This window comes from Nonomuraea sp. NPDC002799 (assembly GCF_053592075.1).
On the sequence record NZ_JBSFVA010000006.1, the window covers coordinates 1 to 13,201 of the forward strand.

Genomic DNA, 13,201 nt, shown 5'->3' on the forward strand with positions numbered 1-13,201 from the left:
TGCAGTAGTTGGGGTTTGGTCGCGAAGCCGACCTGCTCGGGGACTTGCGCGGCAGCGCACCGCTCCGGTGAGGCGATCCAGGAGTCCCGGGGCAGGTAGAGCTCCCGGTCCAGCACGGCCCGGCCGCGACTGGAGGCGTAGCCGAGGAACACCCCGATCTGGCAGTTGGTGACCTTGCCGAGGGTTCCGGTGTATTGCCGTTGCACTCCGGCCGAGCAGCCGCCCTGTTTGGCGAAACCGGTGTCGTCCCCGACCAGTACCCCGTCGGCCTCGCTCAGGTGCTCCATCAGGTAACCGCGGATATCGTCGCGCACGCCGTCGACGTCCCATTTGGCGGCGTTGAACAGTCGCTGCATCCCATCCGGAGTGGTCTCACCGGCGTACTCGGCTAGTGACCATCCGTTCTTTCGCTCCAGCCCGGACAGCATTCCCTCAACGCAGGCCCGGGCCCGCCGCCGTACTTCCGGGCGTTTGAAACGACCGGCCACCAGCGCGAACGCACGATCCAGGCATGCTTGCAGACGAGCAGCGTCGAGATGTTCTACCCTGGCCAACGCGGCCACCGCATGATCTTCAGTTCCATCACACCTGAATGATCACAGCGGTGGCCGTTCCTCTTTCACCCAGGATCTACCCCGACAGACCCAGGTGGTCCTGGGTCGTCCCAGGCATGCCCAGGCACACCTACTTCAGGGAAGTGCGGCTGGAGTATTAGATCACGTGGTGGTCGTCTCTAAGCGACCCCGACCTCCAAGATCGCCAAGTGTCACGGGAAGTATTAGCCCCCACCCAACGAGGTACGACGATGGGCATAGACCTGCGGAGTGTTCCTGTTCTGCTGGACTCGGAGCCAGTCCAGGCGATCCGCCGCGATGCGGCGGTGTGGGAGACCGCTTCGTGGCAACCGCCCTTCCACTCCGACATCGACGACATCGGTGAGCCCTTGTCCGAGATCAACCAGGCGATGCTGGCGGACCGTCCAAGCGCCCTCGACACGCTCGAGGAACCCTGGCGCTCGGGTGCGCGTGATTATGAGCAAGCCGAGTATGCGCTCGACCCGGCGGCCTACCGCCAGTTGGACGACTACGAAGAGCGGGAGCGCTCACTGCCGTATCGGATCATCCACGGTGACCGGCACTTCGCCGACCACGCAGTCTCCGGACAGGGCATGCTGTGGCGCTGCTCTGCCCGAGCGTTCCTCATCGAGGCCGCCGACGCGATCGAGGCTCTGGATGAGGCGGCCATCCGCCGCGAGTTCTCGATCAAAGAGATGGCACGTGGCGTTTACAAGACGAGATCGGACGATGACGAGGACGAAACATTCGCGCGCGCCATGGACAACCTACGATGGCTCGCGCGTTACTACCGCGACGTCGCCGCCCACGACTACGACCTGATCGTGATCAGGTACTGACCCAGCTCACGGCCTCGTGGCGGGCTAGAACCCCCTCGCCGCCCCACACCGCCTTCTCCCGGGCCGCCCGTACAACCTCAGCGACCTGATCGACGGGTTGCCGGAGGACACCGCCACGGGCAGCATGCCCCTGTTCCCAGGCAAGCCCGGCATGGCGGAGAAGGCCACCGCCTCAACGCTGAGGAGCAAGCTGTACAAGCTCGGCAGATCCGAGATGCTCGACTGGATGCCCACCAGGAACACCCCGTACCTGGACGTGGACGAGCTTCTCGCCGGAAAGCGCCTGAGCGTTTTCGATGTGAGCGAGACCAACGACACTGCCCGCAACATCGCCATCTCATTCCTGTTGCAGGCGCTGTTCGACCGGGTGATCGCGGTGGCCCGCGATGAACCCATCGGCAAGGACGGCAGGAAGCAACCGCCGGTGCTGGTGGTGATTGAAGAGGTCCACACGTTCGTATCCCGGGCCAGCGCGGGCAGGATGCGTGTCGTGCTCGACCAGCTGCAGGTCATCAGCCGCCGCGGCCGCAAGCGCTGGATGGGGCAGGTGCTGACGCACGTATTTGGCACGATCAACGGCTGTATCTGTCCGGTGCCCGGGCGGTCGTAGAGGGTGTCTGAAAAGGGTCAGGGCGAGCGGCCGCTGTGGCGATGTAGCAGGATCATGCTCATCGCCAGGTAGATGACGTTCTCGGAGGTCGCTGTCAGGTACTCGTAATCCTTGGCCAGGCGGCGATACTTGCCGAGCCAGGCGAAGGTGCGCTCGACCACCCAACGGCGTGGCACGAGAGCAAACCGCGGTACCTGGCGCGGCGGGGTTCCTTCCTTGGCCCAGGTGGAGCGGAATCCGCCATCGCGCCGTGCGACGATCTGCACGGTCACGCCGAACTGGTCCAGGATCCAGCCGATGAAGTCCTGTCCGCGATAGCCCTGATCGGCCCAGACATGCTTCAGCCGGCGCAGGAGCTCGCGAGCTCGGGACAGCAGCACGACCGCGCCGTCACGATCGTTGACGCTGGCCGGGCTGACGCAGGCGGTGAGCACGGTGCCGAGCGTGTCGACCAGCAGGTGCCGTTTGACCCCGGGGACCTTCTTGCCGCCGTCGTAGCCGTGCAGGCCGCCTCGGTCGGTGGCCCGGACGCTCTGGCTGTCGATGATGCCGGCGCTGGGGGTGGGGTCACGGCCTCCAGCGATGCGATCGTGTTCGCGTAAGCGGACCAGGATGTGTTCCCAGCGGCCCTCGATTCGCCAGGTGCGCCAGTAGTGGTAGACCGTCTGCCACGGCGGCAGATCGTGGGGCAGCAGCCGCCACGCACAGCCTGCCCGCACCCAGTACGCCAGCGCATTCACGATCTCCCGACGCTCATGAACGGCAGGCCGGCCACCCGGTTTGGGCGCGGGAATCAGCGGAGCGAGCAGTTCCCACTCAGCATCGGACAGATCGGTGGGGTACGGACGCCGAGGGACCATCGCACGCCTCCAGGCTCACCCCCGACACCCTGCCAAGCATGACTCGCCCGACCCTTTTCAGACACCCTCTACACCGGTTGAATTCGTAGAGTCGGTCATGGTTTTGTCGGGGTGTCGAGGGTGAGGCCGGTCTGGGCCAGGCAACCGGTGAGCAGGTGGGGCCTGTACTGGATCGTCTTCAGCCTGCGTTTGACGAGCCGGACGAGTCCGGTCAGGTCGGCGACGACGAAGTTGGCCAAGGACCGCCGGAGCAGGGACCAGACGCCCTCGACAGGGTTGAGCTCGGGAGCGTAGGTGGGTAACTGGACGATGCGCAGCCAGTCGGCGTTCTCGGCGGCGAAGTCGGCGAGTTGGCCGGCCAGGTGCACGTTGAGGTTGTCCCAGCACCAGACCACTGGTGCTCCCAACTGCTGGTGAGTAGCCACGATCAGGTCCCGGTAGTCGATCCAGGAGAACGTCTTGGGCTCGCCCTTGCGCCGCCGGTAGACGTGCAGGCGGTAGAACAGGTGGGGCCGTTCGCCGTCTCGGTAGGCCACGACGCCGGCCATGTTGACCCGGCCACTGCCTTTGTCGCGCACCGTGACCACCGGCCGGGCACCGACCGGTGCCCAGGTACGTCCTTTCGGCGGCCTCAGCCCTTGCCCTGCCTCGTCTTCGAAGCAAACGTAGGCGCCCAGGTCCGCCGCGGTGCTTTTACCGCCGGCCACACCTCGTCCTTCCAGACCGCGATGGCCTCCTCGTCCCGCTCGATCTCCCGCCGGGCCGGGACCTGCACCGACCAGCCGTGGCGGTGCAGCAGCTTGCCCACGCCCTCGATGGTGTAGCCGATGTGGAACAGCCGCCCGATCAGCGTCTTGACCCGGCCCAGTGTCCAGCACTGGTCTTCGGCGTAGCCCCAGGCCAGCGGACCCCGCCGAAGCTCGGCATCCAGCCGCGCCCACTGCCGGGCCGACAACTTCTCCCTCGACACCGGACCCTTCGAGCGCAACGCCTGCTCTCCGCCCTCAAGCCAGGCCTTACGCCAGCGGGTCACCGACCGCTCGTGCACCCGTAACCGCGCCGCGACCGTCCTGGTCGACTCTCCAGCCTCGAACCACTGGGCCGCCTGCAGCCGTACACGCTCCCGCCGCTCCTGCTCCGCGGGCGTGTACCCACCCCTTTGCCCATACCGCACACTCCGGTCGTACCGCACCGACCGCTATCCGTCACGACCCAGAGACTCTACGAATTCAACCGGTGGTAGTGGGTTTCCAGAGGCCTGGATGACCTACATCGGGGTCTGACCAGGGGAAACACGTTAAAGATCATCCTGCTTATGTCCCCTGATCATGGTCTTACCGCTGCATGCGGGCACCGTCGGCTGCCTATCAAGGTCGGTAAAGCAAAGGACCTGCGGCTGAGAAACCGCAGGTCAGGGGCTGAAATGCCTATGTAGCCGAAGTGGCCCCGGCAGGATTCGAACCTGCGGCACCCGCTTTAGGAGAGCTCGAGTCGAACGGCGTCCGTTTCTCTATGAACGGGCCATATGTGATTGTTGCTCGGCCTGCATTGGCTCCTCAGCAAGGACCTCTCCATTGTCCATCGCTGGGCGGGTGTTTGTACTGGTGGAAGCGATACTCCCAGCGGGAGTCTTGCAAGGCGGTCCCGCTCTTCTGATGCGGGTCCTGCACCGTTTTAGTCGTGTCGCTCTGGGCGTCTCAAAGTCGAGGTTGCGCCGGTGCACGAGACGTTCGCTGGCGACGGTGAGGATTCCGCCAAGGTCAAGGCGCCGGGCGCACATACCAGCACACCGGTGAAGGCCGTCAGCATCGCGGTGGCACTGTTGCTGCTGGCCCTCTGCGTGGCGGTCGAGTAGCGAAGACGATGGCTGATTTGAACGGCGTCGCGTTCGGACGTGTCGACACCATGCGGTAGAGAGCGTCTATTCCGAGCCAGGCAAGGGCCTCAAGAGGTACAGTTGGTATCGTATCTGCGCCATGCAGGCATGGTGACATTCAAACTATGGGTCTGTGAAAGATATGGCTGATCAGAAAGAAATTGTACGGCTACTCTCGGAGATTGGCTACCGATCCCTCAATAGGCTGGACCCCGCTGGCGAAGACACTGCCAAGGCCGATGCCTTGAAGGCTTTTCTCCGTGCCAGCCCACGGCAATTTGAGATCGCGCTCCTGCATGCATGGTCCGAAAATGTGCTCACCCAGCAATGGATGCCTGATGTAGTGCGTCATGTGCTGTCGCTCGATCGGCTGCTTGGTCAGCTAGCCGCAGATAGCTTGCCTACGGTGTTTGGTATTGCTCAAGGATTGATAGACGCTGAGTACACGAGGCGCGACCTAGGACTTGCAAGCTGGAAGTCATCAAGCATAGAGGATTCTGACCTCAGCATAAAATCTACCCTAGCGCCACAGGCCTCTCAGATCGCAGTGCTATGGCATACCTTGGCGATGATAGCTTCCTTGTCGCATGGCTATACAGTCGAGCGAAACGAACGGCTCTGTGCGCTCGAGCGAGAGGTGGCGGCACATCCGGAAAGTTGGGCTCGTTCTATTCCCTGGATTTTGACTGTAGGCCCCTCTCTTAGTGACCTCGATGTCGCGCTAACGTTGTGGCTTAGGGAACGCTATTCGAGAATTGATGACGATCTTAGAGACATCGAGGCATTGTCGTTTGGTCGGATAAGTTTAAGGGCGCGAGGGATCCAGACGCTAGTAACTGGGCGCGAACCAGTCATAAGCCAAGACTGGCTGCTAAACGCTGCGGCGAAGCTGCTAGACGAGCGCCGGAACTTGTTTCCCCGCCCTCTTGAGGCGCCGTCGTCCACTTGGCTAGGGGATGCAAATGTTGAAAGTCTGATCCGCGGGGCGGCGGATCGGGCCGTCCAAGAGTTCGCAGATATTGTTGCAGCAGATGGCGCTGCTGAAGAGGAATATCTCACACCGAGCCTGCTGGCGCTACTATCCGACAATATAGATGCGGTGAAAGCCGCGCTTGTTCTGGCTGGGGTGGTAGGTTCCAGCCCGAAGGTCGAGGTCGAACGGCGGATAGTGCCAAAGAGCGAGGAGAAGGAGATTGGTGCCGATATCGGTGTGGTCGTCTCAATACAAGTACCCGCACACGCGACAATCACCTATGGTGACCTGGTTCAGATAAAGAAGTCGAAGCTGTTGCGTAAACCTGGCCCAGGTTCAGACTCCTGGGCCATCGCTATTGGTCAGCTCGAAGAGCTGCTGCGCTGCAGTGCGACCGCCGTGTATTGGCTAATTGCACAAAGTGGGGTCGTATATGTCGTCCCTGCGAAGATGATACTAGCCTTGCGTCATGGCCGAGGCAAGCCAAACGCGGGATCCTTCACCGTTCGATACAGCGATATTCGGCATGTTGCCATCAAGCTTGGGCACTACTTTTGTGACGTACTTCTTGGTATGTGGGTTGCTAGCTCCAACCCGGAAACGCTTGCCATTGCAGACGGAAGCAACGCACGTACAAGCCCTCGTCACCTGTTCAGGGTCTCGGTACGGATTGGTGACTGAGGTTTGCGATGATCGCAGATGTTGTTTCCAGCCCTGCGGCTGAGTAAAATATCGCAGTTCGCTCGGCGTAGCAGGCGTCTTGGGTGCCATGAAAAGGAACCCTGAGGGTCATCCCTTCCTACCGACGTCGCCGAAGTTGCTGTACAACGGGTACAACTGCCAGGCAGAGCAGCGCAGCCCCTCCGAAAGCGGCACCTGCCGAGAGGATGATATCGGTGGCCGGGCTGCCGTCGAGAGCTTTGAGGAAGCCAACGCACGTCGCGACGAGGGTGGAAAATAGCACCATGACCAGCAGCCAGGGAATCCAGGTACTGTTCGCTGGCTCAGAGACAGCTGTTGGTGGGGTCGTTGAAGCGAGCGGTTGTTGGGGGGTGTTCACAGGGATGCCTTCTTCTCGAATCGGTCGCGAGATTGGATGTTGGGGGCGGGCTCGGACGGGTTCAGGAGCACGCTAGCTAGTGCGATACGGGTTTGCCGCAGAGAGGCGGCCACGGTCTTATGTGCGCGATCCAGCTCGTCCACGTCGTTCAGCATGTTCACGATTTCCTGCTGCTCGGTGGGTTCGGGCAGCGGGATTCGTAGAGACCCGAGGGACTCGGTCCGGAGCGACGGGGCTGCGGTGGCCGCGGCTCGGTCTTGCATCCAGGCGACGGACTCGTCCAGACACAGGTAATGGAATAGGTATTCCGGAAGGATCCGGCACTCTAGCTCCTTGAGTATCCGGAGTCGGATGACATTTGGACTCATCAGCCAGCCGACCTGGTGCTTCCGCACCAGTGCCGGTGGGACGATCGCACCCGAGCGGACACATACGATGTCCTTCTCTCGAAGCTTGAAGTTCTCCAGCCGATGAGCTGTCTCCTCCGATACGAGCTCGTCCTTCTCGTCGCTGATATGTCGGTCCCTCAGGTGCCGAGGGAACACGACTGGCACCGATCCGCCTGCGCTGCGGTGGGCCTTGCCCAGCTTGGAATAGGAGGGTCCGGCCTGAATTTCGCACAACGAGTCGAGGGCGAACACGGAAGCCGGCCGGGTCCTTCGAGGCGACGATTCAAGGATTCTGACGGACGGCAGCCAAGTGGCGGCGTCCTGGGTATGCCGGAGGTGTTGCTCGGCATGGTCCAGGCTTCCCCAGGCAGCCTTGAGCTCGTGTTCACGGTCGTTGTCCTTGCCCCGTTGGCGCTCGACATAGTCAAGCGGGTTGAGCGAGTAGTCGCTTCGCCGCAGTTCGTCCCTGTTTACAAGGGCGCCGGGCACCTGCTGCTCCGCAGCCATGGCTCCGAGGGGGGGGACGGCCTCGCCTGGATTCCTGTGAGCACGGTAGGCGGAGAAAATACTCTCGGCGTCTACGGCATTGAGGACCTGGCGTGAGCCGCTCTTTTCCCCCATGTGCCGCGCGTCGAGGAATAGCGTTTCGTCGCAAGGAGTGTCGGGGTGGCGCAGAAACCAGACGGAGACAGGTACTGCGGTGCCGGTGAACAGTTGGGCTGGCAGGGCGATGACACAGTCGACGACTCCGGATTCCACTAGGTTGCGGCGGACGGTTCGCTCGGCCTTGTGGCCCGAGTTCCCCGCCTTGTTGGGCATGATGATGCCGGCCAGACCTCCTTCGCGTAGCGATGCGAGACAGTGTTGGACCCAGGCGAAGTTGTCGTTGTCGAGGGGCGGAGCCCCGTACGTCCACTGCCCATTGCTGCGCTCTCCGCGGCCGGGGTCGCTCATGTTGAAGGGTGGGTTGGTGAGCACGATGTCGAAGGGCCCTGGCGGAGCATGCCCAGGGCTGTTGTCCCAAGGGGCGTTGCGTTTGAGGTCGAGAGTCGGCGAGACACCGTGGAGAAGAAGATTCATGGTTGCCAGTCGCCAGGTGTCGGCACGCCGGGTCTCACCGTAGGTCCGCACCGCGTCCTCCCGTGGCAGGCCCTCTTCGTCCAAGGCGCAGGCGGCGCTCGCCTCGATGAGGAACCCGCCGTCGCGGGCGTACGGGTCATAGACGGACTCTGGCTTTCCAGGACCGAACTCGGAGCACGCCAGCCGCGTCATCACTCGGACTACTGCACGAGGCGTGAAGAACTCACCGCTGCCCAATGTGGCTTGGCGTTCGTACTCGTCTAGGAATAGCCCGAACACGTCCTCGTCGAGGCGGCTCATGGCGTCCACGACATAGCGAAGATCACGGGCGGTTCGTGGTTCGAGGCGCTGTAGCGCTTCCTGCATGCTCGCGTGCCCTCTGAGGCTAGGTATGTCCTCGTCGGTTTCGCGGCCGATGTCTCGGAGCAGTTGGGCAGCCTCGTCGAGGCTAGTGAGAGTGCGAGCCCGGGCAGCAAGAATCTCGAACCGGTCGGTAGCAGTGCCGCGGAGATAGTGGAGACAGGCCAGTAGGTTCAGATAGTCGAGTACGCTGGCCGCGCCACGGATCCGATCTACGAAGGTACCCAGCAACTCGTTCACGATCTGCTGGTTCTCGGGACGGGGTTCGTCGACTGCGCCGGTTGGGATGCGGTAGGGCGAGCTGGCACTGCGACGGCGTTTCGCCGTCGCAGCCGGGGGCTTCCCTGCTTCTTTCTTCTTTCGGGCTCGGTTCCCGTAAGTGATACCGGCAGGCTCATCGGCCGCGAGCCACTCGAGCGGGACAACCCTCCGGTCCAACCAGCGCAAGACTTCCGACCGTCGGAAGTACTCTTGCCCGCCCGAACGCCGAGGCGAGGGATAATCGGCCTCCTGCTTCTCCCAGATAGTGATGATCAACCTGCTGACAGCCGCTAGCTCGGCGATCTGCGCTCGTGTGAGCAGTTTGTCCTCATCCATCGGCGGATACGACATGAGTGATGGCCTCCTCTCCGCCTTAAGAACGTGCTCTGTGCAGGATGAGCCTAGGAGTGCATGGCCCAGCGTCCAACTGCGCACTGGCAGTGCGCAGAATCTAGCAAGGATCGAGGATTGTCGGGGCTCGATTCCAGTCCGTATGCGAGGCCAAGCCCAGCGGCACCACCGTTCCCGCGTCGCACGGCCATGCCTCGCCGGTCTGCGGATGCCGCGGTACCAGGGCGATGTCAGTGATGCCGGTGGATAGGCCGGGCCCGGCCAAGGCGAGGTGTCGTTCCGGTGGCCCCGGTGGGAGCAGGCCGTCGATCGCCCGACGGAACGCCTTCGCGACGTGTCCGTCAAGGGCGGATACCCGCTTACCGTCCGAGGCCACCAGCAGGTGCCCCAGTGCCACTTCGACTGCGGCCTCCCAGGGGGCGCTCCAGCAATCACGCGGGTCGGCGGGTGGCGTGCTCGGCAGTTCCTCCCAGTCCATTACCTGCTGGACGGGGCTGGCGACCGCGACGGGGTGTACGGCGTCCGGTTCGAGCCACACCACTTGCCAGGATCCGCAGTCGTCGACGCGGGTCGCCACCGGGCGGCAGCATGTCGCGCAGGCGAGGTTGGGGCCGTATTGGCCGTCCCAGCCGCAACAGCAGCCGCCCAGCCGCTCGGGGATGAAGATGGTTCCGCGGACGTCGCCCGGCGCGATGCCGATCCTGTTCGGGGGTCCCGTGATGCGGTACATCTACAATCGGACGCGGCGTTCTTCAGGCTCGGGTTCCCATGGTCGCCAGGGTCGGCCGTTTCCGGGGTCTACGGAGTATGTTCCTGGCTCCAGCAGATTGGGGAGCAGGCCATGGCCGTACTTCTGGCCCGAGTGGTCAGGGAGCGCCACCCGCGCCACCTTCGCGGTCATCACGGCGCCGCATGCTGTACAGGCGAAAACGACCAAGCAGCCTCCTTCGTCGGATCGATGCGATCATGGTGACGCAAATCCCGCCTCGCGCGGAAGCGCGGGTTGTACACGGGCGGGCGCGGTAGGGGATGGGGAGACCGTGCGAGCTTTCGTGGACGGGCAGTGTGTCCAGGGTGGGGAACTGGCCGGGATGGTGGCGGTAGTGCGGCGATGAACGTGCACCTCCGGTGGGGGTTTGCGCACGTATTTGGCACGATCCCTCGTGGCGGTCGTCCAATATTTGGTGCGGCCATAGTGGTTGCCGGAGGCCGGGATGGCGGGAATCTAGGGCCTGAGCTGGGGAAACGCCATCAAGATCATCCCGTGTATGTCCCCTGATCATGGTCTTTCGGCTGCATGCTGGCGCCGTCGGCTGCCTACCAAGGGCGCAAAACAAAAGACCTGCGGCTGTGAAACCGCAGGTCAGGGGCCTGAAATGCCGATCTAGGTGAGTGCCCCCGGCAGGATTCGAACCTGCGGCACCCGCTTTAGGAGAGCGGTGCTCTATCCCCTGAGCTACGGAGGCGGACCCCGTAAGCCTAGCGAAAGTTGGGCACTGCGTGGGACGCGGGGCCTCGATGACTTTGGCGGGGTTGGTTATGGGTGCTCTGAGCTGCGGTAAAGCCATGACAAGTGATCAGATTCGCACGTATCGCGCATGGATAGCGTCTGCCTGTGACCAGGAGGCGATACACGCAAGCCCGTCGGCGCCCCTTTGTGCTGTTCGGGGCGTTGCTGGCGCCGGCGATTCTTGCCGGGGGACTGCTGGCGGGGGAGGTGCGGGGGTTTGAGGAGTTTGTGGGTGGTCGGGGGGTGATCAGTGGCGGGGGGCATGAGCTGGTGGCGTTCGAGCCGGTGTTGGTGCCTGAGCCTGCTCATCCGGATCGTGTGTATGAGGGGGTTGTGCCGGCGCCTGTGCAAGTGGTGCGCAGTCACAGTCCGCGAGCTGCGGAGGCGGGTGGGGGTGGCGAGCCGGAGCCGGTTGTGACAGAGGAGCCGTTTACGCCGCCGTCGCCTGTGCCGCCTCAGGCCGGTTGTCCGGGGGAGTGGGAGGACACCTGGTTGTGGGAGCTGTGCGGGGAGCGCGACTTGGATGAGGTTGAGGAGAGCGGGGAGAGGAGTTGGGCGCTGAAGATCTGAGGCAACTCGAAGGTGCTGAGTTGTCCAGGGTTCGCTTGAAGGTAGTGGCTCAAGGAGAGCTGCTCAAGGTGTTGGGCTGTCTACCAAGGCGCTGGGCTGTCCAAATTCGCGTAGGTCTCGGGATGTTTGGGTCGGTCTACGCCAGGGTGTGGGTTGTCTGGGTTTGCAGCGGGGTGTGTGGGGTTGCGTGAGGGTGGTGGGATCTGAGGTCGCTTGAGGGGTAGGCGGGGGCTCCAGGTCGTGGGGTCGGGGCGAGATGTGGCTGGTTGCGGGGGGTGGCTGTGCAAAGTGGGCTTTATAGCTCATAACGGCTCTCTAGTGTTCGGGTCCGGACACTCGGGGGGCTGTAGTAACGTGCGTGCCTGACCCGGGTAACGAGTTTGCATACGGAGGAGTCGAACGTGCCAGCCCCTCGATCAGCGGGTCTGATCGCGGTCTTCATGGCGATGGCTTCTCTTTTGGTGCCTCTCTCGCCGGTGCGGGCTCAGGTGGGGGCGCAGGTGCGGCGGGATCCGTCCACCCTGTCCGAGCTGCGGAAAGAGGCTGAGCGGTCGGCCAAGGAGCTTGAGGACGCCACCAAGGCCCTGGAGAAGCGGCGAGCCGGCATCGCCTCTTCCGAGAAGGAGCTCAAGACCAAGCTGACGGCCCTGCAGGAGATGGAGCAGCGGCTCTCGGTGATGCGGCAGCCGGTTTCGCAGATGGCCGAGCTGTTGTACGAGGAGCCGATCGCGGCCGCCGACAACCTCGTGCCGTTCATGACGCAGGACGCGGACGCGGGGACGCTGCGGGCGCTCAGCGATGCGAGTCAGATCGTGGCCGTACGGCAGCAGGCCGTCGAGCAGACCTCTGCCCTCTATGCGCAGACGCAGCGGCTGGCCGGTGAGGCGCAGGAGCTCCGAGCCGGAAACCTGCTCTCCGAGGCGCAACTCGCCGTCGAGGTGGACACGTTGCGGCAGCGGTCGGACAAGATCGTGAAGTCGCTGACCGCGGCCCTGGTGAAGCTGGGCATCAAGATCGACAAGGTCGGGCGTGCCGCGCTGGGGTGCAACCCGCTGCGGGCGGCGACGGCCAACGAATATCCCAACGGGTTGATCCCGAAGGGCATGCTCTGTCCGTTGCAGCAGAAGGGCTTCAGTCTGCGGGCCGACGCCACCATCGCGTTCGTGAGTCTGAACGAGTCCTATCGAAAGCGGTTCGGGAAGGCGATGTGCGTCACTGACGCCTATCGCAACCTTGCTGAGCAGCAGTCGGTCTATTACCGGCGGCCGGGGTTCGCGGCGGTGCCGGGGCGGAGCAACCACGGGCTCGGGCTCGCTGTGGACCTGTGCGGTGGGGTCGACCGGTCGGGGTCGGCGGAGTTCGTGTGGATGGAGAAGAACTCCAAGAGGTATGGGTGGTTCCATCCCTCCTGGGCCTACAGCGGTCCGTTCGAGCCGTGGCATTGGGAGTACGATCCCAAGATCGACTCGCTGCTCTAGGAACTACGCCGCCGCGGTCAGCGCGGCGCTGCAGAAGGCGCAGCGGGAGGCGGCCTTCGGGATCTCCGAGAGGCACTCCGGGCAGTCGCGGGTCGTCGACTCGATCTTGGCGGCGGTGCGTTCCTTGAGGTGCGTGTACGGCTTCACCACCAGGAAGTAGACCGCTCCGGCGACCATCAGGAACGAGATGGCCGCGTTGATGAGGTTGCCGTACATGAAGGTGGACCGGCCGACGGTGGCCTTGAGCGACGAGAAGTCGGGGAGGCCGCCGAACGCCGAGATCAGCGGGGTGAGCAGATCGGCCACGAAGGACTGCACGATCGTGTTGAACGCCGCCCCGATGACGACCGCGACGGCCAGGTCGATCACGTTTCCCTGCATGAGGAACTTCTTGAATCCGTTCATGGCA

12 protein-coding genes and 1 tRNA gene are annotated in these 13,201 nt (G+C 63.5%); 5 read left to right on the forward strand and 8 right to left on the reverse strand.

Annotated elements, in window-relative coordinates; all coding sequences use genetic code 11:
* Positions 1-554: IS701 family transposase (locus ACWD0F_RS13445; RefSeq protein WP_449875718.1), on the reverse strand; the 554-nt coding region annotated here is incomplete at its 3' end.
* A 251-nt stretch (positions 555-805) separates the two neighbouring features.
* Here ACWD0F_RS13445 and ACWD0F_RS13450 point away from each other — a divergent pair.
* Positions 806-1,414 (forward strand): DUF1877 family protein, encoded by a 609-nt coding sequence (locus tag ACWD0F_RS13450; protein ID WP_449875030.1) that lies wholly within the window; start codon positions 806-808, stop codon positions 1,412-1,414.
* A 97-nt stretch (positions 1,415-1,511) separates the two neighbouring features.
* Positions 1,512-2,024: a hypothetical protein gene (locus ACWD0F_RS13455; RefSeq protein WP_449875032.1), complete on the forward strand. Its 513-nt coding sequence runs from the start codon at positions 1,512-1,514 to the stop codon at positions 2,022-2,024.
* A 17-nt stretch (positions 2,025-2,041) separates the two neighbouring features.
* Here ACWD0F_RS13455 and ACWD0F_RS13460 read toward each other — a convergent pair whose 3' ends face one another.
* The 3 genes from ACWD0F_RS13460 to ACWD0F_RS13470 form a co-directional block, all read right to left on the reverse strand.
* Positions 2,042-2,884 carry an IS5 family transposase gene (locus ACWD0F_RS13460; RefSeq protein ID WP_449875034.1) on the reverse strand — a complete coding sequence of 281 codons (843 nt, stop codon included), beginning with the start codon at positions 2,882-2,884 and terminating at the stop codon, positions 2,042-2,044.
* A gap of 95 nt (positions 2,885-2,979) precedes the next feature.
* Entirely contained in the window at positions 2,980-3,591 is a 612-nt protein-coding gene (locus tag ACWD0F_RS13465) for an IS630 family transposase (protein WP_449875036.1), read from the reverse strand.
* Positions 3,516-4,058, reverse strand: a complete 543-nt coding sequence (locus ACWD0F_RS13470; protein ID WP_449875038.1) for a winged helix-turn-helix domain-containing protein — start codon at positions 4,056-4,058, stop codon at positions 3,516-3,518. The genes ACWD0F_RS13465 and ACWD0F_RS13470 overlap by 76 nt, the downstream gene beginning before the upstream one ends.
* A gap of 543 nt (positions 4,059-4,601) precedes the next feature.
* On the opposite strand from ACWD0F_RS13470, the gene ACWD0F_RS13475 reads away from it, so the two are divergent.
* Both ACWD0F_RS13475 and ACWD0F_RS13480 read left to right on the forward strand, forming a co-directional pair.
* Positions 4,602-4,739, forward strand: coding sequence for a hypothetical protein (locus tag ACWD0F_RS13475; protein WP_449875040.1), 138 nt, complete (start codon positions 4,602-4,604; stop codon positions 4,737-4,739).
* A 154-nt stretch (positions 4,740-4,893) separates the two neighbouring features.
* Entirely contained in the window at positions 4,894-6,414 is a 1,521-nt protein-coding gene (locus tag ACWD0F_RS13480; protein WP_449875042.1) for a hypothetical protein, read from the forward strand.
* Between the two features lie 375 nt (positions 6,415-6,789).
* Here ACWD0F_RS13480 and ACWD0F_RS13485 read toward each other — a convergent pair whose 3' ends face one another.
* The 3 genes from ACWD0F_RS13485 to ACWD0F_RS13495 all read right to left on the reverse strand — a co-directional run bounded on the left by ACWD0F_RS13485 (position 6,790) and on the right by ACWD0F_RS13495 (position 10,700).
* Positions 6,790-9,219 (reverse strand): N-6 DNA methylase, encoded by a 2,430-nt coding sequence (locus ACWD0F_RS13485; protein WP_449875044.1) that lies wholly within the window; start codon positions 9,217-9,219, stop codon positions 6,790-6,792.
* A 115-nt stretch (positions 9,220-9,334) separates the two neighbouring features.
* The gene (locus ACWD0F_RS13490) at positions 9,335-9,964 is read right to left on the reverse strand and encodes a hypothetical protein (RefSeq protein ID WP_449875045.1); all 630 of its coding nucleotides are present in this window, start codon (positions 9,962-9,964) and stop codon (positions 9,335-9,337) included.
* 663 nt (positions 9,965-10,627) lie between these two features.
* Positions 10,628-10,700: transfer RNA gene (locus tag ACWD0F_RS13495), tRNA-Arg, on the reverse strand.
* Between the two features lie 1,075 nt (positions 10,701-11,775).
* Here ACWD0F_RS13495 and ACWD0F_RS13500 point away from each other — a divergent pair.
* A complete protein-coding gene (locus ACWD0F_RS13500) occupies positions 11,776-12,792 on the forward strand; it encodes a D-alanyl-D-alanine carboxypeptidase family protein (protein ID WP_449875046.1) in 1,017 nt (338 codons plus the stop codon).
* A gap of 3 nt (positions 12,793-12,795) precedes the next feature.
* Here ACWD0F_RS13500 and mscL read toward each other — a convergent pair whose 3' ends face one another.
* On the reverse strand, positions 12,796-13,197 hold the full coding sequence (gene mscL, locus ACWD0F_RS13505; RefSeq protein ID WP_449875047.1) for a large conductance mechanosensitive channel protein MscL: 402 nt from the start codon (positions 13,195-13,197) through the stop codon (positions 12,796-12,798).
* Positions 13,198-13,201: the final 4 nt, after the last annotated feature.